We start from the raw sequence: 21,708 nt of genomic DNA on the forward strand, positions 1-21,708 counted from the left end.
CACCGCTTCTGTACTATTTCGCCCCAGGCGTGATCACTGGGAGGCGTGTCGTCGTGAGGTTTGGCCGGGTGCCGGTGGCTGTGGGTCTCGCGCTCGGAGCGCTTTTCCTGCCCTTGGACGGCGCGCTCGCCGATCCCCGCCCCTCGATCTCTCAGGCCAAGGCCAAGCTCGAGAAGCTCAACGACAAGGCCGACAAGGTCGTCGACAGGTACAACACGGCCACCGAGAAGTACAAGAAGGCCAAGAAGACCTACGACGGGCTCAACACCAGGTACAAGAGCAAGCTGGCCAGGGTGGCGGGCCTGCGTGCCGAGGTCGTCGGCATGGCGGTCAACGCCTACCAGGGCGTCGACGCCACCACCTGGTCCTCGCTGATGGGTGACGCCGACCCCACGGCGACCCTCGGCAGCATGGCGCTGATGGGCCAGATGACGGCCGAGCGGGCGCAGACCCTCGCCGCCTTCGACGAGGAGAACCGGCAGCTCAAGGCCGACAAGGAGGAGGCGCAGGGCGCGCTCACCGAGGCCGACAAGCTGCGCGACGACGTCAAGTCGGAGCGGGACAAGATCCTCGAGCTGGTCGAGCAGCAGAAGAAGCTGCTGCGCAGGCTCGGCGCCTACCGGGTGGGCAACCCCAACAGCACCGGCCTCAAGTACACCGGCTCGGCCTCCGGCAACGCCGCCGCCGTGCTGAGCTTCGCCTACGCGCAGATCGGCAAGCCGTACCAGTACGGCGGGACGGGCCCGGGCGGCTGGGACTGCTCGGGACTGACCCAGGCCTCGTGGCGGGCCGCCGGCGTGTCGCTGCCGCGCACCACCTGGGAGCAGTGGGCCTGGGGTGCCAAGCGCAGGGTCTCTCTCGACAAGCTGCAGCCCGGCGACCTCATCTTCAGCTCAGGGCTCGGGCACGTGAGCATCTACGCCGGCGGCGGCAAGATCGTGCACGCCCCCCAGACGGGTGACGTGGTGAAGGTCGCCAGCCTGTCCTCCTACGGCGGGCGGCTGGTCGGCGCCATCCGGCCGTAGGTCTCGCTCATCTCGCGCAGCACCCGCAGGTAGGCGCTCACCGCGGGCGGGCGGCCCGGCGCCGGCAGGACGGCGGCGCTGATCCGCCTGGCGGGCAGTCGCGGCGCGGGCTCGACCAGCCGGATGCCGGAGCGCACGGCCATGCCCGCGATCGACGGGTGGAGCATCACGCCCACGCCCGCCGCCACCAGGCCCTGGCGGCCGTTCCAGTCGTCGCACAGGTGGGCGATCCTCGGCGCGCGTCCCATCGCGGCCCGCAGCTGCGCGACGGGGGCCAGGCCGTCGGGGTGCGTGCCGTCGATCCAGGGCTCGGCGGCGAGGTCGGCCAGCCGTACCCGCTCTCCGGCCGCCAGCGGATGCCCGGCCGGCAGGGCGACCAGCAGCTCGTCGTCGAACAGGTCGAGCACTTCCAGCCCCGGGTCGGGGACGGGATCCCACGAGGTCAGCAGAGCGACGTCGGTGGCGCCCTCCGCCAGGCCGGCGGTGACGGGGCACGCGACGTCAGGGCCGCCGACCTTGAGGGAGAGCTCGACGCCGGGGTGGTCGGCGGCGAAGCGGCGGAAGCTCTCGGGCACGAACCTGGTGGCCGCGCTCGGGAAGGCGGTGACCCTGACCCGGCCGGTGTCGGCCGTGGCGAAGGCGCGCAGCCTGGTCTCGAACAGGCTCATGCCGTCGAGCACGGCCATGGCCTGCTCGATCGCCGCCCGGCCCGCCTCCGTCGGCTGGACGCCCCTCGGGCGGCGGTGGAAGAGCGTGACGCCGGTGTGGCGTTCGAGCATGGCGATCTGCCGCGAGACGGCCGGCTGGGTCATGGAGAGCACCTCGGCCGCTCCGGAGAACGAGCCGCGCCGTCCGACCTCCACCAGGACGCGTAGCGACCACCCATCAAGCATGCGCCGAGTGTATGTCGCAGGGATTAAGCCTTAATTCTCCTTATACCGGGAGTGTGAGGAAAGTAACGGATGCGATCTGACAGGTCGCCACAGAAGCAACTGTGAGCAGGGTCACATTCGGATAACGAAACCCGGTGTAGAGCAGCGACTCCTCTTCTGACAAGAACCAGTCGGTGATCTTGACAGCTTTGCCCGGCCTTTGCCTGGCCTTGGGGCGCCGGGTACGTTCTCGCATCGCGGCGACCAAGCCATGGCGCCGGAACCGCTCACCGGCCCCCCAACGGCCGGTGCACGCATAAAGATCCGCTGGTCGCCGCGCCGTAACCCCAGACAGGCATGCGCGGTCGACCCGCCGAGTCCGTGCGGCATGGAGCACGGAGCCGGGGACCCACGTTCCTGGGGTGAATCCGGCCTGCGGGCCGGAAGGGCGACTTCCCCGCCCGAACCCGTCAGCTAACCCGGTAGGCATTGGTGGAAGTCCCAAGGAGACATTCTGTCTACCCCCTCTAGCACAACCCGTCTGTCCTGCCTTGCCCTCAGCGGCGTCGTGGTGGCGATGGGAGGGATCGTCCTCCACGCACCCGCGGCGCAGGCGACAGTGACCCCGGCGACAGCGGCCCCCGCGACCACCACCCTGGCGACGACGACGACCGTGAAGACGGCGCCGGCCGTACAGGCGGGCGCGGCGTCGACGGCCGCGGCGACACGGCAGGCCAAGGCGGCTCGACAGCGGCTGAAGGCGGCCAAGGCCGTCGCCACCGCCAAGAAGCAGATCGGCGACCCCTACCGCTTCGGCGGCACAGGACCCGGCGCCTTCGACTGCTCGGGACTGGTCCAGTACTCCTGGGCCAAGGCCGGCATCAAGATCCCCCGCGTCACGTACAGCCAGTACGCGCGCATCAAGAAGAAGGTCAGGTGGAGCGATCTCAAGCCTGGTGACCTGATGTTCTTCCGCGGGAAGGGCCACGTCGGCATGTACGTCGGCAAGGGCCGGATGGTCCACTCGCCGAGCACGGGCAAGACCGTGCGGATCGAGAAGCTCGGCGGCTGGCGCAAGGCGTCCTTCGCCGGCGCGGTCCGCCCCGGCGCGTAGCCCTCGGCCGCCGGACGCCCGAAGCCCCGGCGCGTAGCCCCCGGCCGCCGGACGCCCGAAGCCCCGGCGCGTAGCCCCCGGCCGCCGGACGCCCGAAGCCCCGTCCATCCCCCTCGGACGGGGCTTCGGCCTGTCCGGGCTAGCATCACAGCCGTGGTGACCCGCAGAACCCTGCTGGCGGCCGCGCTGGCCGGACCGGCGATCTGCACGGTGGCCGGGTCCGCGGGACGCCGCCTGCCGCCCGAGGCCCGCGCGCTCGGCGAGTCAGGCGTCGTCGTCGCCTACGGCGCGCGCTCGCTCGTCGTCGGGCACCACACCGCCGCCGCCCTCCTGCGCGACCTGGCCACGCGGGCCGACGCGGCGGCCCTCACCGTCTCGGCGGTCCTGCGGCGCGCCGTACGGCCACGGGTCGTGGTGCCCAGGACCACCGCGGAGGCGGCCGCCCTCGCGGGCACGGGCCCCGTCGACGGGCTGGCCGCGCTGGCCTCGGCGGAACAGGTGATCGTCCTGCCCGGCGCCTTCGCGCGCCTCACACCCGTGGGCCGCGACGTCGTCCTCACCCACGAGCTGACCCACGTGGCCGCCGGAACGGAAGGGCGGCCCGTGTGGCTGCGGGAAGGGTTCGCCGACTACGTCGGCTACCTGCGCTCGGGACTCGCGACGCGGGTGGCGGCCGCGGAACTGGCGGCCGAGGCACGCGCGGGACGGCTGCCCGGCGCGCTGCCCGCCGACGCCGCCTTCGCGCCGGGCTCGCCCCGGCTCGCGCAGGTCTACCAGGAGTCATGGCTGGCCTGCCGCCTGATCGCCGCCAGGTACGGCGAGCGGGCGCTGGCCGACCTCTACCAGCGGGCCGCCGGAATGCGGCTCGGCCAGGCGCTCGAGCCGCTGGGCCTGTCGGTCCGCGCGCTCGTCGCGCACTGGCGGGAGTATGTCCGCAACGAGCTGACAGGCGCGGAGGGAGACGGATGAGGCGGCTGGATCGGCAGGCGGGCATCGCGTTGACGGTGCTCGGGGTGGCCATCCTGGTGGTCGTGGTGCTCACCACGCCGTGGGACGTCATGGCGGGGGCGCCCACGGTGCCGCCCGACCCCGCACAGGACTTCACCTCCGCCCAGATCGCCCGCTCCCGCGCCTTCGACGCGGCCACGAGCGTGGCCTCCTACCTGTCGCTCGGCCTGACCGTCGTGTTCGCCGGCCTGCTCGTGGCCACCCCCCTCGGCGCGCGGCTGCTGCGCGGGCTGAGGGGACCGTGGTGGCTGCGGGTCGTCCTCGGCGTCGTCGTGCTGACCGCCGTCGTCGAGGTGCTGCGCTGGCCGCTGGGCATGTGGTTCGAGACCGAGCTGCGCGCCTTCGGGCTGTCCACCCAGAACTGGTGGAGCTGGACGGGCGACCGGCTCAAGTCCATCGGCGTGCGCGTCGCGCTGCTGTCGGTCATGGTGCTCGCGATCGTCGGCCTGGCCAGGCGCTTCAGGCGGTGGTGGGTGCCCGTGGCGGCCGGCGCGTTCGTGCTGACGGTGGGCGCCTCCTTCGTCTACCCCGTCGTGTTCGAGCCGATCTTCAACGACTTCGCCCCGATGCCCGCGGGAGAGCTGCGTACCGACCTGCTCGATCTGGCCAGGCGGGCCGACGTGCCGGTCGAGGACGTGCTCGTCGCCGACGCCTCCCGCCGGACCACCGCGCTCAACGCCTACGTCTCCGGGTTCGGCGCCACGCGCAGGATCGTCGTCTACGACACGCTGCTGAAGGCGCCGGACAAGGAGGTGGAGCTGATCATCGCGCACGAGCTGGGGCACGCCACGTACGACGACGTGCTCCACGGCACGCTCGTGGGCGGGCTCGGCGCGGCCTTCGGGGCGGTGCTGCTGTTCTGCGTGGCCCCGCTGTGGCGCCGGCCGTTGTCGGACCCGCTGGCGGTGGGGGCCGTCATGGGGTTCCTGTCGCTGGCGACGGTGTTGTCGGGGCCCGCGCAGAACCTCGTCAGCCGTCACGTCGAGGCGAGGGCCGACCTGCACGCGCTGGACCTGACCCGGGACCCGGGGACGTTCATCGCGATGCAAAAACGGCTTGCTGTTACCAACATTTCGGACTTGTCGCCTGATGCTGTGGAATATGTGCTCTATGCCTCGCATCCGACCGCGCCGCAGCGCATCTCCATGGCCCGCTCATGGGAGCTCATGAACGCCCCGTGAGCAGGGCGCTTCCCATGACCTCCGCCCCTGCCGCGCCCCGGCCCCGCCCCGCCTCCCGGCGGACGCGCCGTGCCGGCCGGCCGGATGTGGGCGGGGTGGCGGCGTGACCAGGGTGCTCATCGTCACCAACGACTTCCCGCCCAGGCCGGGCGGTATCCAGTCGTTCGTCCACGGGCTGGCCCTGCGCACCCCCTCCGTGATCGTCCATGCCTCGCGGTGGCGCGGCTGGGAGGAGTTCGACGGGCGCCAGCCGTACCCGGTCGTCCGGCATCCCACCTCCCTCATGCTGCCCACGGCCGCGGTGGCGCGCGCGGCGGCCAGGCTGGTGACCGCGCACGGCGTCGACACCGTCGTCTTCGGCGCGGCCGCCCCGCTCGGCCTCCTCGCCCCCCGCCTGCGCGCCGCGGGAGCGCGCAGGATCGTCATGCTCACCCACGGGCACGAGTCCTCGCCGCTGTTCCGCCCCCTCATGCGGCGGATCGGCGCCCACGCGGACGTGGTCACCTACCTCGGGTCCTACACCCACGCCCGGCTCGTCGGGGTGGTGCCCGCCGCCAAGCTCGTCCGGCTCACGCCGGGCGTCGACCCGGCACTCTTCCACCCGTCGGTGGAGGCGGCGGCGCTGCGCCGGTCACTCGGGCTCGACGGCAGGCCCGTCGCGGTCTGCGTGTCCAGGCTCGTGCCGCGCAAGGGACAGGACACGCTGATCACGGCATGGCCGCTGGTGCTGCGGGCGGTCCCGTCGGCGGTGCTGCTCGTCGTGGGCGGCGGGCCGTACCACCGGCGGCTGGCCCGCATGGCGGCACCCCTCGGCGGGTCCGTACGGTTCACCGGCGTCGTGCCCCCCGCCGAGCTGCCCTCGTACTACGCGGTGGGCGACGTGTTCGCCATGCCGTGCAGGACCCGGCTGGGCGGGATCGACGTCGAGGGGCTGGGGATCGTGTTCCTCGAGGCGTCGGCGACCGGCCTGCCGGTGGTGGCGGGCGCCTCCGGCGGAGCCCCCGACGCCGTACGGCACGGCGAGACGGGGTTGGTGGTGGACGGCAGGTCGGTGGAGGAGGTGGCGGGCGCGCTGATCGACCTGCTGGGCGATCCCGGAAGGGCGCGCAAGATGGGGGAGCGGGGCAGGGAGTGGGTGTCGGGCGAGTGGGACTGGGAGCGCGTCGCCGCCCGTTTCCACACCCTCCTGTGACACGGGTCTGTGACGTGTGCCCCGGGCGGGGTCAGGCCGAGGGGGCGGGATGGACGCCGGTCGGGCGGGACGGCTCGATGGAGTCGGCCAGGCGGTGCAGGCCGAGCGCGAGCGTGTGACGCAGCCCGCCGTCCCGGCCGGCCCGCCACGGCCGTAAGGCGGCCAGGCGCTCCGCCGCGGCGACGCGGTCCCGGTGCGCCGCCCGGGTGTACAGGTAGCTCAGCTGGTCGTTCATCGCGCGTCCTCCGTTTCGGTGCCGCCATCCGGGCGCGCGGATCGGTCGATCCGGTCGTTCATCGAGCGTCCTCCGTTTTCACTGCCGCCGGCCGGTCGATCCGGTCGTTCATCGTGCGCCCGCGGCCCTGACGATCGCGATGTCGCCGCTCAGCGTGCGTGCCCGCACCTCGACCTTGTCGACGCCCTCGGCGGGTTCCTCCGACTGCCGCAGCTCGGACCGGACGCGCCCGGACAGCGACGACACCTCGAGCCAGGCGGCCGACCCCTCGGCGATCGCGATCCTGATGTCTCCCGAGGCGCTCTCGGCGCCGACCCTGCCGCGCGCGACGCTCTCCACGACCAGGTCGCCGGAGGCCGAGCGGCTGCCGACGTCGCCGCCCGCATGGCCGATGACGGTGTCACCGGAGGCGGTGACGACGGAGATCCCGCCGCCGACGGTGCCGAGCCGCACGTTGCCTGAGGTGGCATCGACGATCGCGTCGCTTTCGATGACGTCACATCTGACGTCGCCGGAGGCGCTTTTGACGCCGAGTTCGACCGCGTGCGCCACCGTGACGTCACCCGAGGCGCAGTCGACAGCCACTGCCCGCAGTTCGCCCGTGGCGATGACGTCGGCGGAGGCGGTCGTGGCGCGCAGGTTGGAGCGTGAGGGCAGCGCGATGGAGACGTGGAGTGCGGGCGCCCTCCTGAACCGCTGCCGGCCGGGGGCCTTGACGGTGATCACCCCGTCGGCGTGCTCGACGACGACGTCCTGCGCGTACTCGATGTCGGTGGGGCTGCCGGGGTCGGCCGGCCGTACCTCGACGTGGGTGTCGTCGCGGTCGCTCGCGCTGATCCTGATCTGGCCGGCCGGGATGTCGACGTGGGCGGTGACGGGCTCGGGTGTGGAGAAGACGGGCATGACGGAACTCCAAACGTGTGAGAGAAGGACGGCGGTCAGCTCACCCAGCCGCTGATGCGGCGGCCGATCGTGGGGGGCGGCGTGCCGGGCGCGGGCTCGGCGACGGCGCCGGACAGCGCCCTGACCAGCCAGGCGTTGACCGAGACGCCCGAGGCGGCGGCGGCCCGTTCGATGCGGGCCTTCAGCGCCTCCGGCAGCCGGAGCGTCATCCGGGCGGTGCCCTGGTCGGCCTCGCCGGGCGGCGTCGGCGGCTCGGGGGCCTCCGGCGGGAACCCCGGAGCGGCCGGGAAGGGCGGCAGCGGGGCAGCCCCCGGGGCGGGCGGGAAGGGCGGCTGCGGAGCGGCGGGCGTGCCCGCGTGCCAGGCGGGTGGCACGGTGACCACGAACTCGGGCTGCCTGCCGCGGATGCGCACGTCGACGACGCCGGGCTCGATCTCCCTCGTCAGCTCGTCGGCGGCCTCGGAGAGCACCTCGATGAGCGTGAGCCGCAGAGAAGAGTCGAGCAGCCCGGTGAGCCGGTCGGCCATCGCCCGCGCCTCTGGCCCCGCGGCGTCGGCCGCGTCGCCGAACTCGCGGCGCAGGTTCTCGATGTAGTGCGTCAGATCCATGACGTCATCATGGCATCACCATGACGTCAACACAAGAGGGGGTGACGTCAGTGGGCGCGGCCGTCCTCGTCGAGGTAGTCGCGCCACGACCGCTTCGGCCTCCAGCCGAGCATCCTGACCGCCTTCTCGCACGAGATCGCCGAGGCGTCCACGCGGTCGTGCGGGCGCACCTCGACCGCGTCGCCGTACAGCCGGGCGGCCAGCGCGCGCAGGTCGTGGCCGCCGGCGTTGTCGGGGGAGGCGATGTAGAAGATCTCGTGCCCCGGCAGCGAGCACTCCACGGCCAGCACGATCGCGTCGGCCAGGTCGTGGACGTCGACGTAGCCGCCCAGGCTGACGCCGGCCGCCGCGGCGTCCCTGACGACGGGGCCGAGGTTGCGCTCGTAGTTGCCCTCGTGCTGCACCCAGCTCGGCCTGATCGAGACGCAGCGCAGGTCGCAGCGGCGCACCGCGGCGTCCATGAGCTGCTCGCCGAAGTGCTTGGCCAGCGCGTAGGGGTCCTGCGGGTGGGCGGGATGCTCCTCGTCGACGGGGACGTAGTCGGGCAGGAAGGGCCGGTCGGGGAAGAAGAAGCCCGGCACGGTCTCGCTGGAGATGTTCACGAACCGTCCGGCGCCGCAGGCGATCGCCGCCTCCAGCACGTTGAACAGCGCCATGAGGTTGTTGTGGAAGACCACGTGCGGCGGGTTGGACAGCGGATCGGGGATGGCGGCGGCGTGCACGACCGCCTCGACGCCCCTGACGGCGGCGAACGCCTGGCCGGCGTCGGTGAGGTCGGCCTGCTGGTAGGCGGGCGCACCGGGCTCGACGCGCTCGTGGACGGGACGGGTGAGGTCGATCGCCGTCACCTCGTGTCCGGCCGCCTGGAGGGCGCGCACGGTGGCGCGCCCCACCTTGCCGTGGGCTCCTGTGACTGCGACGCGCACGTCGTTCCTTTCGTACGGCCCGGCCGGGCGGGCGGCGCGCCTCCCCCTGGGAAAGACGGGGGAGGAGGCGCGTCAGCCCTTCGTGGAGCCGAGCGTGAGCCCGGAGATGAACTGCTTGTGCGCCAGCTGGAAGACGATCAGCGTCGGCAGCGCCACCAGCAGCGACCCGGCCGCCAGCAGGTTGTAGTCGGTGAAGAACTGCCCGCGCAGGTTGTTCAGCGCCGACGTCACCGGCAGCTTGTCGCCCGACGACATCAGCACCAGCGCCCACAGGAAGTCGTTGTACATCCACGTGAACTCCAGCGTGGCCAGCGCCGCCAGCGCGGGACGGCACAGCGGCAACGTCAGCTGCCAGTAGCGCCGCCACACGCTCGCCCCGTCCACCAGCGCCGCCTCGGAGATCTCCTCGGGGATCGTCCGCATGAAGTTGGCCAGCACGAACACGCAGAAACCGAACTGGAAGGCCACGTGGACGAGGATCAGCCCGAGGTAGGAGTCGTACAGCGACAGCGAGTCCGACAGCCACCACGGCAGCGGGACCAGCGTGTACAGCGTGTACAGCGGCGTGATCAGCACCTGCGGCGGCAGCAGGTTGCCCGCCGTGAACACCACCAGCAGCACCTTGCGCCCCGGGATGCGCAGCCGGGCGATCACGAAGGCGGCGAAGGAGGCCAGCAGCAGGGTGAGGATCACGCCGGGCACGACGACGATGAGCGTGTTGAGGTAGTACTTGGGCAGCTCGGCCTGGGCCCAGGCCTGGGTGTAGTAGTCGAGGGTGAGCGTGCGGGGCAGCGAGAAGTAGCCCAGCTCGGCCGTCTCCTCGTACGGCCGCAGCGAGGCGTAGACGGCCAGCAGCAGCGGCAGCAGCCAGCCCAGCGACACGACCACGAGGAAGGCGTGCAGCACCACGCGCGACGGCCGGAAGGGGCGTTTGGCCGGCGGCCGGGCCGGCTGGACGGCGGTGGGGCGGGAGGCGGTCAGCGTCACCTGCGGTCCTCCTTGAACATCTGCGTCAGGTAGGTGACGATGAACCCCATCGAGATCACCAGCAGGATCACCGCGATCGCCGAGCCGAACCCGATCCTGCTCGCCTCGCCCACGATGTTCTCGGTGACCAGCACCGACAGCAGTTCGAGCCCGTTCCTGCCCTTGTTGATGGCGTAGACGATGTCGAAGGCGCGCAGCGCCTCGATGACCGTGATCACCAGCACGATGATGTTGATCGGCCGCAGGGTGGGGAAGACCACGCGGAAGAACGACTGCGCCTCGTTGGCCCCGTCGATCGCCGCGGCCTCCTTCAGCGCGGGGTCGACCGCCTTCAGCCCGGCCAGGTAGATGATCATCACGTAGCCGACGTGCCGCCAGGCGGCGGCCACCATGACGACCCAGATGTTGATGTCGCTGTCGCCGAGCCAGTCAGTGGTGAGCCCGGTCACCGCGTTCAGCACGCCGTAGTCGGAGGAGTAGACGAGCTGGGCGATGAAGCCGACGACGGCGAGGGACAGGACGACGGGCAGGTAGAGCGCGCTCTGGTAGGCCCGCGACAGCCGCAGCCGCCGGTCGAGCAGCACCGCGCAGAACAGCCCGAAGGGGGTGGCGACCAGGCCGAGGAAGCCCAGCCACAGCACGTTGTTGCGGACCGCGGACCAGAACGGCGGGTACTCGCCCGTCAGGTCTCCGTAGTTGCGCGTCCCGATCCAGCGCAGCTCGGAGATGCCGTTCCAGTCGGTGCCCGACAGCGCGATCGAGGCCAGCGTGGGTCCCCAGATGAGAGCCACGTTGACCAGGACGGCCGTCCCGAGCCCCAGGCTCAGGACAGCGAGGTCCCTGGGGGAGTATCGGCGGGTCATCAACGGAAGATGTTGAGCTTCTGCGCCTCGATGTCCTTCAGCAAGGAGTCGATGTCGTCGGGTTTGCCGACGAACCGCTGCAGCGCCGGGATCATCACGGTCGAGGCGAAGTCGGGCCGGGTGTCGCGGTCGAGGAACTGGGCGATGTGCTTGGCCTGCGAGACCAGCTCGGCACCCCGTTTCTGCAGCGCGCTGTAGCCGCCGGTGTCGGCCTTGGAGCTGGCCGCCAGTGTGCCGGGGTCGAGCTTGGTGGCCGCGTTCTGCGAGGTGGCCTGCGCGAAGTGCTTGAGCAGCGTCTTGGCGCCGTCCACGTTCTTGGCCTTGGCCGAGATCATGTAGCCGTCGATCGGCGCGTCGATGGAGTCGGTGCCGAACTGCGGGTTGATCTCGGGGAAGGTGAAGAAGTCGATGTCGTCGCGGTCGGCCTCGGGGAACTGCTGGGCGACGAACATGCCCAGCAGGTACATGCCGGTCTTCTTCTGGGCGAGCGACTGCCCGGCCTCCTGCCAGGTACGGCCCAGCGCCGCGGGCTGGTGGAACTCCATCAGGCCCCGCCAGGTGTCGAAGACCTGCCTGACCTTCGGGTCGGTCCACGTCTCCTTGCCAGCCATCAGGGAGATGTGGAAGTCGTAGCCGTTGGTCCGCATGTTGAGGATGTCGAAGGTGCCCATCGCGGGCCAGCCGTCCTTGTCGGCGAAGGCGATGGGGATGAGCCCGTCGGCCTTCATCTTCCTGGCCAGCGCGGTTAACTCGTCCAGCGTCTTGGGTGGCTGGTAGCCCTTCTCCTCCCACAGGCTCTTGCGGTAGAAGACCGCCCACGGGTAGTAGGTGAACGGGACGAAGTACTGCTTGCCGTCCGAGCCTGTCGAGGCCGCCTTGAAGGCGGGGGTGTAGTCGGCGCCGATCTCCTGCCACACGTCGGAGATGTCGGTGGCCAGCCCCTGCTCGGCGAAGAACTGCATGCGGTAGCCCGCGAACCAGGTGAACACGTCGTCGGGCGTGCCCTTGAGGTAGCGGTTGATGTTCTCCTGGAAGGTGTTGTGGTCGACCGTGTTGATTCTGACGTCGGCCTGCGTGAAGGCCTTGATCACGGTTTCCAGTGACTTCTTGGGGATTTCGTCGGAGGCGTTGGAGCCGATGGTGACGGTGCCGCGCGCCGCCGAACCGCTCGCGCCGGGGGCGCGCTGATCGCTGGGGTTTCCGCCGCATCCCGCGAGGATCGCGGGGACTCCGAAGGCCGCTGCGCCGAGCAGCAGGTTCCGGCGGGTGATCGGCAGACGTTGGGTCATGGTGAGTTCCTCCTTGGCCGACCCTCAGATTCCCCCGATATTCCGCAAATTCCCACAGAATCAGCACGAATGTCAACGTAGGTTTCCTAACGATCGGAGGGCTTCCCAGAGGCGACTTCCGCGCCTATAGTTGATGTCAACTAGTTGATGTCAACTATGGAGATGTGCGTGGAGAACCGGCGCAAGGTGTCCAACCCGCTCGCCCTGGCGGTGCTGGCGTTCCTGCTGATGGAGCCGATGCATCCGTACGAACTCGGGCGGCGGCTGCAGGAGACCCACAAGGACCGCAGCTTCAAGTACAACAGGGGCTCGCTCTACATGGTGGTCAAGCAGCTGGCGAAGGCGGGTCTCATCGTCGAGCGGGAGACCGTGCGCGACACCGAACGCCCCGAGCGCACGCTCTACGCGCTCACCGACCCCGGCCGGCGCGAGCTCTACGACTGGCTGCGTGAGCTGGTCGCCCAGCCGGCGGAGGAGTACCCGCACTTCGGGGTCGCGCTCTCCCTGCTGAGCGTCCTCGATCCGGCCGAGGCGGCCGGCCTGCTGCGCCGGCGCGCCACCGCGATCGAGGCGCAGGCCGGCGAGATCCGCGAGAGCGTGCGCGCCGCCACCGAGAGCGGCGTCGCGTGGGTGTTCCTCGTCGAGGAGGACTACCGGCTCGCCGTGATCGAGGCCGAGCTCCGCTTCGTCGACCGGCTCGTCGAGGCGCTCCAGCAACCCGACTACGTCACCACCTGGCACACGATCTTCGGGAGTCATCATGGCAGCGGTTAGCACGGCACTGGTGATCGGCGGCGGCATCGCGGGCCCCGTGACCGCGATGGCACTGCGCCGCGCGGGCATCGAGGCGACCGTCCACGAGGCCTACGCGGGCACCGCGGACGGCATCGGCGGCACGCTCACCATCGCGCCGAACGGGCTGGACGCCTTACGGGCCGTCGGCGCGGACACGCCGGTCAAGGCCACCGGGCAGCCCGTGAAGGACACGGTGATCACCGACGGCGCGGGCAGGCTCATCGGCGAGTTCCGTGGCCTGGCCGACCTCGAGCCCGGCCAGGCGATGTGGCGCGGCGACCTGTACCGGGCGGTGCACGCCCACGCCGTCGCCTCCGGCGTCCCCTTCGCCTACGGCAGGCGCCTGGTCGGCGCCGACGAGAGCGCCACGGGCGTCACCGCGCACTTCGCCGACGGCACGAGCGCGAGCGCCGACATCCTCGTCGGCGCGGACGGCATCCGCTCCGTCGTCCGCACGCTCATCGACCCCGCGGCGCCCGAGCCGCGCCACGTCCCCCTGCTGAACTTCGGCGGCCTGGCCGACGTCGCGCCACCGGCCCGGCCCGACGCCGCGTACTTCGTCTTCGGCGGGCGCGGCTTCCTCGGCTACTGGGTCCAGCCCGACGGCAGGACCGCCTGGTTCGCCAACGTCCCCCACGACAGGCCGATGACCACCGCCCAGGCGCGGGCCGTGCCCGCGGACGAGTGGCTGCGCCGGCTGCGCGAGATCTACGCGGGCGACGTGCCCGGCCCGGAGCTGCTGCGGCACACCAGGCCCGAGGACCTGGTCACGCTGGGCACGGTCGAGATCATGCCGAGCGTGCCGCGCTGGCACAGCGACAGGATGGTGCTGGTCGGCGACTCCGTCCACGCGCCGTCGCCCAGCTCGGGACAGGGCGCGTCACTGGCGGCGGAGAGCGCGGTCGAGCTCGCCCGCTGCCTGCGCGACCTGCCCGACCCCGCCCGCGCCTTCGCGGCCTACGAACGGCTGCGCCGCGAGCGCGTGGAGAAGGTCGCCAGGCGGGCCGCCAGGACCAACAACAGCAAGGCGCTCGGGCCGTTCGCCATCACGATGATGAGGCTGATGATGCCGCTGGCGACGCGGACGTTCCTGAAGCCGGAGCGGACGCTCGGCGTCGAGCAACGCCACCACGTCGAGTGGGACGCCCCCGTCGGCGCCCCCTCGGCCACCTCGGCGCGATGAGCCCCCGTCGCTAGGCGTACAGGTCGTCGATCTCGGCGGCGAAGTCCTTCATCACCAGGTTCCGCTTGACCTTGAGCGTCGGCGTCAGATGTCCGCTCTCCTCGGTCAGGTCCGCGTCCAGGATGACGAACTTCTTGATCTGCTCCGCCCGCGACACGCTCCTGTTGGCCGCGTCGACCGCCGACTGCACCTCCGCCAGCACCGCGGCGTCCTGCCCGGCCTGCCCGGCCGGCAGCCCGCGCTGCGCCAGCGCCTCGGGGTCGAGCGTGACGAGGGCGGCGGCGAACGGCCTGCCGTCGCCGACGACCATCGCCTGGGAGATCAGCGGGTGCGACCTGATGGCGTCCTCGAGCGGCGCGGGCGCGATGTTCTTGCCCGCGGCCGTGACCAGGATCTCCTTCTTGCGCCCGGTGATGCGCAGGTACCCGTCGCCGTCGAGCTCCCCGACGTCGCCGGTGTGGTACCAGCCGTCGGCGTCGACCGCCGCCGCGGTGGCCTCGTCGTTGTTCCAGTAGCCGTGGAAGACGTGGCGGCCCTTGGTGAGGATCTCGCCGTCCTCGTCGATCCTGACACTGGCGCCCGGGATCGGCTTGCCCACAGTGCCGATCTTGTTGGCGCCGGGCATGTTGACCGAGACGGGCGCGGTCGTCTCGGTCAGGCCGTACCCCTCGAAGACCTCGATGCCGACACCGGTGAAGAAGTGACCGAGCCGCTCGCCGAGCGCGCCGCCGCCGGAGACGGCCGCCGACAGCCGGCCGCCCGTGGCCTGGCGGAGCTTGCCGTACACCAGCCTGTCGAACAGCAGGTGCCGCAGGCGCAGGCCGAGCGGCGCGCCGCCGGCGGACCGGGCCTTGCTGTAGGCGATGGCGACGTCGGCGGCGCGGGCGAAGATCCTGCCCTTGCCGCTCGCGACGGCCTTCTGCTCGGCGCCGTTGTAGACCTTCTCGAACACCCTGGGCACGCCGAGCAGGAACGTCGGCTGGAAGGCCGCCAGGTCGGGCGCGACGTTCTTCATGTTCGGCGTGTGGGCCAGCACGGTGCCGGTCTCGACGAGCACGATCTGGATCACCCTGGCGAACACGTGCGCCAGCGGCAGGAACAGCAGCGCCGCCCGGCCCGGCACGTCGAAGAGCGGCTCCAGCGGCCCCCTGGCCACGTTGATCGAGGTGAACAGCAGGTTGTCGTGGGTGAGCCGGCAGCCCTTCGGCCTGCCCGTGGTGCCGGAGGTGTAGATGATCGTCGCCAGGTCGCCGCCCTGACGGGAGGTACGGCGCGCCTCCAGCTCCTCGTCGGAGACGCCGGGACCGGTCAGGTCGCCGATCTCCGTCACCCGCCAGATGTTCTCCAGCGCCGGCTGGGCCGCCTTGACCGTCTCCTCATGGGCGTCGAGCTCGACGAAGGCGGCCTTGGCGCCGCTGTCGGACAGGATCCACGCGACCTGGTCGGTGGCGGAGGTCTCGTACACGGGCACGCTGACCGCGCCGGCCGCCCAGATGGCGTAGTCGATGACGGTCCACTCGTACCGGGTGCGCGACATCAGCGCGATGCGGTCGCCGGGCTCGATGCCCGCGGCGATGAGGCCCTTGGCCAGCGCGGCGACCTCGTCACGGAACTCGCCCGCGGTGACGGCCGGCCAGCTCTCGCCGGCCTTCCTGCGCATCACGACCGCCCCAGGCTCCTGCTCGCCGCGCCTGAAGACCGTGTCGGTGCAGTTGGCGGTTAGCGGAACATCCACCAGGACGGGGACGCTGTACTCGCGCACGGATCACTCCTCCGGGTGCACGCTTCTGGGACGACCGAGGACGCTACCGCGTTAAGTTACGCGTGGGTAGCCTCGTCACATAGGCGTTATCAAGGGCGTTCATCACGCTAGCAGCCGTTGGGCGCAGTGCCGCACCAGCCGCGAAGGGGCGCCACTAGGGTGTCCCGTATGCGGGTGCATGTCGTGAGCGATGTCCACGGAAGCGTCGACGCGCTGGCCCGCGCGGGCGACGGCGCCGACGCCCTGATCTGCCTGGGCGACCTGATCCTCTTCATCGACTACGCCGACCACGCCCAGGGCATCTTCCCCGAGCTGTTCGGCGCGGAGATGGCCGCCGAGTTCATCGCGCTGCGCACCGCCAAGCGGTTCGACGAGGCCAGGCAGCTGTCAGGACGGCTGTGGGCGAGCCTCGACGGCGATCCGCGCGATCACATCGAGCGGATCGTCAGGGACCAGTACGCGCGGCTGTTCGCGGCCATGCCGACGCCGGCCTACCTGACCTACGGCAACGTCGACCTGCCCCGGCTGTGGGGCGACTACCTCAGGCCTGGGCTGACCGTGCTCGACGGGCAGACCGTGGAGATCGGCGGGCTCACGTTCGGCTTCGTCGGGGGAGGGCTGCGCACGCCCTACCGCACGCCGTACGAGATCAGCGACGAGGAGTTCGCCGCCAAGGTGGCCGCGGTCGGCGAGGTGGACGTCCTGTGCTGCCACATCCCGCCCGCGGTGCCCGAGCTGCTCTACGACGTGGTGGCCAGGCGCTACGAGAGGGGCAGCGAGGCGACGCTGGAGGCGATCAGGCGCACCCAGCCGCGCTACGCGCTGTTCGGGCACGTGCACCAGCCGCTCTACGCGCGCACCAGGATCGGCAGGACCGAATGCGTGAACGTCGGCCACTTCCGTGGAAACGGCGTCCCTTACGTCCTCGAATGGTGACCTGACCGGTACCTTGGTCGCATGGCTGACCGCACCACGTCGAGCATCACCATCGACGCCGACCGCTCCAGCGTGATGACCGTCGTCGCCGACTTCCCCGCCTACCCCGAATGGGCGGGTCAGGTGAAGTCGGCCGAGGTCCTGACCACGGACGGCGACGGACGCCCGCAGACCGTGCGCTTCGTGCTCGACGCGGGGGTGATCAGCGACACCTACACCCTCGGCTACGAGTGGAACGACGACGACAGCGTCAGCTGGCGGGTCGTCGAGTCCGGCACGATGGTGCGCGAGCTGAGGGGGAGTTACACCCTCGCCGATCGGGGCAGTGGCACCGAGGTGACCTACGATCTCGCGGTCGACCTGAAGGTCCCGATGATCGGCATGATCAAGCGCAAGGCGGAGAAGGTCATCGTCGACACGGCGCTCAAGGGTCTGAAGAGGCGTGTCGAGGGCCGATGAGAGTCCTGCTCTTCACCGGTAAGGGCGGCGTCGGCAAGACGACGGTGGCCGCGGCCACCGCGACGCTCGCCGCGCGGCGCGGGCTGAAGACCCTGGTCGTCTCCACCGACACCGCCCACTCGCTGGCCGACGCGCTCGCCGTCACCGTGGCCGACCAGCCGGTGGAGATCGAGCCCGGCCTGCACCTCCACCAGGTCGACACCCAGAAGTCGCTCGAACGCCACTGGGGAGAGCTGCAGGACTACGCCAGGGGCCTGTTCACCGAGCTCGGCCTCGACGAGATCACCGCCGAGGAGATCACCGTCCTGCCGGGCGCCGAGGAGGTCATCGCGCTGCTCGAGCTGCGCGAGCAGGCCCGGTCGGGACGCTGGGACGTCATCGTCGTCGACTGCGCGCCGACCGCCGAGACGCTGCGCCTGCTGTCCCTGCCCGAGGCGCTCGACTGGCACGTCTCGCGGCTGCTGCCCGTCGGACGCAGGCTGATGAAGGTCGTCGCGCCGTTCGTGCGCGGTCTCGCCCACGTCAGCACCCCCGGCGACGAGGTCGTCGGCGCGGCCGAGCGCCTGCACCGCAGCCTCATGGACGTGCGCGGGCTGCTCACCGGCCCCTCCGCCTCCGTCCGCCTCGTGCTGACGCCCGAGTCGGTGGTGCTGGCCGAGGCCAGGCGCACCCTCACCTCGCTCAACCTGTACGGCTACCGCGTCGACGCGGTGATCGCCAACCGCGTCTTCCCCGCCGAGGACGCCGACGAGTGGCGCACCCAGTGGGTGATCGCCCAGTCGAAGCTCCTGGCGGAGGCCGAGGAGTCGTTCGCCCCGCTGCCCGTCCACGTCGTCCCCTACCTGCCGGGCGAGCCCGTCGGCGCCGACGCGCTGGCCGAGGTGGGCGCGGCCGTTTACGCCGGCAGCGATCCGTTCGCCGATCCCGGCGTCGAGCCGCCGCTCGCCTTCGACGGCGACGAGCTGTCCCTCGCCCTGCCGGGAGCCGACAGGAGCGAGATCGACCTGGCCCGCAAGGGCGACGAGCTGATCGTCACGGCCGGGCCGTACCGGAGGATCCTGGCGCTGCCCGCCGCGCTGGCGCGCAGGAAGATCGGCGGCGCCGTGCTCCGCGACGGCCGCCTGCGGGTACGGTTCCTGGCAGGAGGGCGAGATGACTGAGAGCAACGACAGAGATCCCATCGGCACGGTCGCCGAGGAAGCGCGCAAGCTGTTCGACGCGCTGCAGGGGAGAGCCACCCGCCAGGTCGGCAAGACGGTGATCAACTCGTTCACCGGCGGCGGCAGCCGGGACAGGGACGTGTGGGGTGAGGCGGTCGCCGAACACCCCGAGGGCGAGTACATCTGCCGCGCGTGCCCGTTCTGCCGGGCCATCGCCGCGCAGCGGGAGTCGGGGTCGGACGTGACAGGGCATCTGATGGCCGCCGGTGGCGAGCTGTTCGCCGCCTTCCGCCAGGCCGTCGACGCGCTGAGCCGTCCGAGCACCGCCCGCAGGCCCCGTGAGGAGCGACGCGACGACGTGGAGCACATCGACCTGGGCTGAGGAGCTCCGGAGGAAAGGTTGGGACGGACATGCTGACGATCGGCGTGGACATCGGCGGGACGAAGGTCGCCGCGGGCGTGGTGGACGAGAACGGCACCATCATCGACAACGCCTTGCGGCCCACCGCGGCAGACCGGCCCGACCTGCTCGCCGTGACGGTCGCCGACGTGGTCAAGGAGCTGTCGAAGGGCAAGGAGATCGAGGCGGTCGGCGTGGGCGCGGCGGGCTTCGTCGACGAGACCCGCTCCATCGTCCGCTTCGCGCCGAACCTGGCCTGGCGCGAGGAGCCGCTCCAGAAGAAGATCACCGAGCTCGTCGGCCTGCCCGTCGTCGTGGAGAACGACGCCAACGCCATGGCGTGGGGCGAGGCCCGCTTCGGCGCGGGCAGGGGCGAGAGCCACATCGTCTGCGTCACCGTCGGCACCGGCATCGGCGGCGGCATCGTCATCGACGGCCAGCTCTACCGCGGCCGGTGGGGCATGGGCGCCGAGCTCGGCCACATGCAGGTGGTGCCCGAGGGCAGGCTCTGCGGGTGCGGCAACCTCGGCTGCTGGGAGCAGTACGCCAGCGGCAACGCGCTCGTCCGCGAGACCCGCGAGATCGTCGCCAACCAGCCGGAGCGGGCCTCGATCCTGCTCGGCATGGTAGGCGACACGATCGAGGGCGAGGAGATCACCGAGGCCGCCCGGCAGGGTGACGAGGCCTCGCTGGCCGCCTTCGCCAGCATGGCCGACTGGCTGGCGCAGGGCATGGCCGACCTCGCGGCCGTGCTCGACCCCGGGCTCTTCATCGTCGGCGGCGGCGTGTCGCGGGCAGCCGACCTGTTCATCGACAGGACACGCGAGACGTTCGCCCGCGCGCTGACCGGCAGGGGCCACCGGCCGGTCGCCGAGATCAAGCTCGCCCGGCTCGGCGCGTCGGCCGGGCTCGTGGGCGCTGCGGATCTGGCCCGCAGGAGGTAAATTCACGGGGTGACCATCACGGTCGGCACCTACAACGTGCGCGGCATGAAGGATGACGTCGCCGCGCTTGCCAGGGTCATCAAGGCGATGAGTCCTGACGTGCTGTGCGTGCAGGAGGCGCCGCGGCTGCTGTGCTGGCGGCGCCGGCGCGCGGAACTGGCCGAGTCGGCGGGGTTGCGCGTCGCCGCGGGCGGCAGGCTCGGCGGGGTGGCCATCCTCACCGCTCCCGGGGTACGGCTGCTGCACACCGAGAGCCACGTGTTAAAGATCTTCTTAGGCTTGGAGATCAGAGCCGTCGCCATCGCCGTCGTCGAGGTGGAGGGCGCGCGCTTCGCCGTCGGCTCGATCCACCTCGACCTCGACGAGGCGGCCAGGCTCCACCACGCCACGGAGGCCGTCACCATGATCGAGCAGGTCGCGGCCAGGTTCGGCGCCGCGATCGTCCTCGCGGGCGACATCAACGAGCAGGACGACAAGGCCACCTGGCGCTACATCGCGGCCAGGCTGAGCGACTGCTATCCGAGGGCGCCGCGAGGTAATGGTTTCACCTTCACGGCCAGGCGCCCCGGCAAGCGCATCGACGCGATCTTCGCCGCTCAGGGCCTCGAGGTCGCCTGGTGCGGTGGCGTCGACGCCGATCCCGGCGACCTCATGGCGGCCACCGACCATCTGCCGGTGGCCGCCAGGCTTGTGCGGACCTAGGCCGCGACGCGGCGCCGCGGGCCGTACCATTTGCTCATGACCCGTCGCCTTCGGCGGCGTGCGCTGTTCCTGTGCGTGGCAACCATCGTCTCCGGACTGCCCGTCGTGGGCGCCGCGCACGCCGAGCCCGCCAGCACGCCGATCGAGGCGTGGCAGCGCTCGACGAGCGTGCACCTGCGGGCCGACAGCACGCTGACCGACGTGGACGCGGTCTCCGCGACCGAGGTGTGGGCGGTCGGCCAGCAGCAGATCTGGGACGTGTGGGAGAACCGCGGCTCCATCAGCCGGTGGAACGGCAAGACGTGGAGCGAGGTGCCCATCCGCGACACGACGGGCACAGGGCAACTGCGCAGCGTGTCGGCCGTCTCCGCCGGCCAGGTCTGGACGGTGGGCGACGGCCACGACGGCCTGCCGTACCTGGGCAGGGGTGACGCCGGCGGCTTCGACAGGGTCAGGGTGCCCGGTGTGCGGGCGGGCGACTGGTTCGGCGGCATCGACGCCCGCGCCGGCCGGGTCGTCGCCGCGGGCAGCCGCGACGGCAAGGCGCTGCTGCTGACCGGGCAGGACGGCAGGTGGACGCTGCACCAGAGCGAGGAGGACGGCACCCTCTACGCGGTCGCCGGCACCTTCGCCGTCGGCGACACCGGCAAGGCGCCGCTGATCATGCGCTACGCCGAGGGCAAGTGGACCCGGATGCCGCTGCCCTCCGTCCCCGGCGGCTACCTGCGCGACGTCTACGTCGACAGCGCCAAGCGGGCGGTGGCGGTGGGCGGCGTCTACGGTGAGCTGGGCGTGTCCGAGCCGCTCGCGCTGGTCTGGAACGGCAAGCGCTGGAGCCGCGCCGACCTGCCGGAGTCACGCGCCAGGCTGTACGGCGTCACCGGGGACGGCAAGGGCCGCTTCTGGGTCTCCGGCTACGACCCCGACCACGACGACGAGGCGTACCTGCTGCGCAGGGAGAAGAAGCGGTGGGAGGTCATCCGCGGCGGCCCCGAGAAGGTCAGGGGCAGCGTCAGGCTGCAGGCGGTGACCTACCTGCCGGGCAAGGGCGCGGTCTGGGCCGTCGGCCACGTCGTCGACGCGGCCGAACGCTACACCGACATCGTGGAGTCCTTCGCGCGCTCGGCGGACCGCTGACCGCGACCGCCGCGGCGCGTGCTTCCG

At 71.5% G+C, this 21,708-nt stretch carries 23 protein-coding genes and 1 riboswitch; of the genes, 14 read left to right on the top strand and 9 right to left on the bottom strand.

The window, feature by feature from the left end; translation table 11 throughout:
- Positions 1-68: 68 nt before the first annotated feature.
- Entirely contained in the window at positions 69-1,025 is a 957-nt protein-coding gene (locus tag ACWENQ_RS05025) for an NlpC/P60 family protein (protein ID WP_452412909.1), read from the top strand.
- Here the strand turns inward: ACWENQ_RS05025 and ACWENQ_RS05030 are convergent.
- A complete protein-coding gene (locus ACWENQ_RS05030) occupies positions 989-1,918 on the bottom strand; it encodes a LysR family transcriptional regulator (protein ID WP_452412910.1) in 930 nt (309 codons plus the stop codon). The genes ACWENQ_RS05025 and ACWENQ_RS05030 overlap by 37 nt on opposite strands.
- A 340-nt stretch (positions 1,919-2,258) precedes the next feature.
- Positions 2,259-2,401: riboswitch (cyclic di-AMP (ydaO/yuaA leader) on the top strand.
- A 73-nt stretch (positions 2,402-2,474) separates the two neighbouring features.
- Between ACWENQ_RS05030 and ACWENQ_RS05035 the strand changes: the two genes are divergently transcribed.
- From ACWENQ_RS05035 to ACWENQ_RS05050, 4 genes are all read left to right on the top strand, one after another.
- Entirely contained in the window at positions 2,475-3,011 is a 537-nt protein-coding gene (locus ACWENQ_RS05035) for a C40 family peptidase (RefSeq protein ID WP_452412911.1), read from the top strand.
- 153 nt (positions 3,012-3,164) lie between these two features.
- A complete protein-coding gene (locus ACWENQ_RS05040; RefSeq protein WP_452412912.1) occupies positions 3,165-3,980 on the top strand; it encodes a hypothetical protein in 816 nt (271 codons plus the stop codon).
- The gene (locus ACWENQ_RS05045; RefSeq protein ID WP_452412913.1) at positions 3,977-5,200 is read left to right on the top strand and encodes a M48 family metallopeptidase; all 1,224 of its coding nucleotides are present in this window, start codon (positions 3,977-3,979) and stop codon (positions 5,198-5,200) included. Before ACWENQ_RS05040 ends, ACWENQ_RS05045 begins: the two co-directional genes overlap by 4 nt.
- A 103-nt stretch (positions 5,201-5,303) precedes the next feature.
- Positions 5,304-6,392 carry a glycosyltransferase family 4 protein gene (locus tag ACWENQ_RS05050; RefSeq protein WP_452412914.1) on the top strand — a complete coding sequence of 363 codons (1,089 nt, stop codon included), beginning with the start codon at positions 5,304-5,306 and terminating at the stop codon, positions 6,390-6,392.
- A gap of 31 nt (positions 6,393-6,423) precedes the next feature.
- Here ACWENQ_RS05050 and ACWENQ_RS05055 read toward each other — a convergent pair whose 3' ends face one another.
- The 7 genes from ACWENQ_RS05055 to ACWENQ_RS05085 form a co-directional block, all read right to left on the bottom strand.
- On the bottom strand, positions 6,424-6,627 hold the full coding sequence (locus tag ACWENQ_RS05055; protein ID WP_452412915.1) for a hypothetical protein: 204 nt from the start codon (positions 6,625-6,627) through the stop codon (positions 6,424-6,426).
- A 108-nt stretch (positions 6,628-6,735) separates the two neighbouring features.
- Entirely contained in the window at positions 6,736-7,530 is a 795-nt protein-coding gene (locus ACWENQ_RS05060; RefSeq protein ID WP_452412916.1) for a DUF4097 family beta strand repeat-containing protein, read from the bottom strand.
- 35 nt (positions 7,531-7,565) lie between these two features.
- Positions 7,566-8,138, bottom strand: a complete 573-nt coding sequence (locus ACWENQ_RS05065) for a toxin-antitoxin system HicB family antitoxin (protein ID WP_449921312.1) — start codon at positions 8,136-8,138, stop codon at positions 7,566-7,568.
- 47 nt (positions 8,139-8,185) lie between these two features.
- The gene (locus ACWENQ_RS05070) at positions 8,186-9,064 is read right to left on the bottom strand and encodes an NAD-dependent epimerase/dehydratase family protein (protein WP_452412917.1); all 879 of its coding nucleotides are present in this window, start codon (positions 9,062-9,064) and stop codon (positions 8,186-8,188) included.
- Positions 9,065-9,136: 72 nt separating this feature from the next.
- Complete coding sequence (locus ACWENQ_RS05075) at positions 9,137-10,051, bottom strand: carbohydrate ABC transporter permease (protein ID WP_354919374.1); 915 nt, start codon at positions 10,049-10,051, stop codon at positions 9,137-9,139.
- Positions 10,048-10,914: a carbohydrate ABC transporter permease gene (locus ACWENQ_RS05080; protein WP_452412918.1), complete on the bottom strand. Its 867-nt coding sequence runs from the start codon at positions 10,912-10,914 to the stop codon at positions 10,048-10,050. The genes ACWENQ_RS05075 and ACWENQ_RS05080 overlap by 4 nt, the downstream gene beginning before the upstream one ends.
- Entirely contained in the window at positions 10,914-12,203 is a 1,290-nt protein-coding gene (locus ACWENQ_RS05085; protein WP_354919369.1) for an ABC transporter substrate-binding protein, read from the bottom strand. The genes ACWENQ_RS05080 and ACWENQ_RS05085 overlap by 1 nt, the downstream gene beginning before the upstream one ends.
- Positions 12,204-12,371: 168 nt before the next feature.
- Between ACWENQ_RS05085 and ACWENQ_RS05090 the strand changes: the two genes are divergently transcribed.
- A complete protein-coding gene (locus ACWENQ_RS05090; RefSeq protein ID WP_449921307.1) occupies positions 12,372-12,977 on the top strand; it encodes a PadR family transcriptional regulator in 606 nt (201 codons plus the stop codon).
- Complete coding sequence (locus ACWENQ_RS05095) at positions 12,964-14,181, top strand: FAD-dependent oxidoreductase (protein WP_449921304.1); 1,218 nt, start codon at positions 12,964-12,966, stop codon at positions 14,179-14,181. The genes ACWENQ_RS05090 and ACWENQ_RS05095 overlap by 14 nt, the downstream gene beginning before the upstream one ends.
- 10 nt (positions 14,182-14,191) lie before the next feature.
- Here ACWENQ_RS05095 and ACWENQ_RS05100 read toward each other — a convergent pair whose 3' ends face one another.
- Positions 14,192-15,943: an AMP-dependent synthetase/ligase gene (locus ACWENQ_RS05100; protein ID WP_452412919.1), complete on the bottom strand. Its 1,752-nt coding sequence runs from the start codon at positions 15,941-15,943 to the stop codon at positions 14,192-14,194.
- Positions 15,944-16,111: 168 nt separating this feature from the next.
- On the opposite strand from ACWENQ_RS05100, the gene ACWENQ_RS05105 reads away from it, so the two are divergent.
- Genes ACWENQ_RS05105 through ACWENQ_RS05135 form a run of 7 tightly spaced genes read left to right on the top strand, consistent with a single transcriptional unit; the run spans position 16,112 to position 21,681 of the window.
- Entirely contained in the window at positions 16,112-16,879 is a 768-nt protein-coding gene (locus tag ACWENQ_RS05105; RefSeq protein ID WP_354919357.1) for a metallophosphoesterase family protein, read from the top strand.
- Between the two features lie 21 nt (positions 16,880-16,900).
- Positions 16,901-17,338 (top strand): SRPBCC family protein, encoded by a 438-nt coding sequence (locus ACWENQ_RS05110; protein WP_354919355.1) that lies wholly within the window; start codon positions 16,901-16,903, stop codon positions 17,336-17,338.
- The gene (locus ACWENQ_RS05115) at positions 17,335-18,498 is read left to right on the top strand and encodes an ArsA family ATPase (RefSeq protein WP_449921297.1); all 1,164 of its coding nucleotides are present in this window, start codon (positions 17,335-17,337) and stop codon (positions 18,496-18,498) included. The genes ACWENQ_RS05110 and ACWENQ_RS05115 overlap by 4 nt, the downstream gene beginning before the upstream one ends.
- Positions 18,491-18,880: a DUF5304 family protein gene (locus ACWENQ_RS05120; RefSeq protein ID WP_449921294.1), complete on the top strand. Its 390-nt coding sequence runs from the start codon at positions 18,491-18,493 to the stop codon at positions 18,878-18,880. The genes ACWENQ_RS05115 and ACWENQ_RS05120 overlap by 8 nt, the downstream gene beginning before the upstream one ends.
- 29 nt (positions 18,881-18,909) lie before the next feature.
- The gene (locus ACWENQ_RS05125; protein ID WP_449921293.1) at positions 18,910-19,842 is read left to right on the top strand and encodes an ROK family glucokinase; all 933 of its coding nucleotides are present in this window, start codon (positions 18,910-18,912) and stop codon (positions 19,840-19,842) included.
- A 9-nt stretch (positions 19,843-19,851) separates the two neighbouring features.
- Positions 19,852-20,544: an endonuclease/exonuclease/phosphatase family protein gene (locus ACWENQ_RS05130; protein ID WP_452412920.1), complete on the top strand. Its 693-nt coding sequence runs from the start codon at positions 19,852-19,854 to the stop codon at positions 20,542-20,544.
- A 36-nt stretch (positions 20,545-20,580) separates the two neighbouring features.
- Positions 20,581-21,681 (top strand): hypothetical protein, encoded by a 1,101-nt coding sequence (locus ACWENQ_RS05135; RefSeq protein ID WP_449921289.1) that lies wholly within the window; start codon positions 20,581-20,583, stop codon positions 21,679-21,681.
- The last annotated feature ends 27 nt before the right edge of the window (positions 21,682-21,708 follow it).

It is taken from the genome of Nonomuraea sp. NPDC004354 (assembly GCF_053602555.1).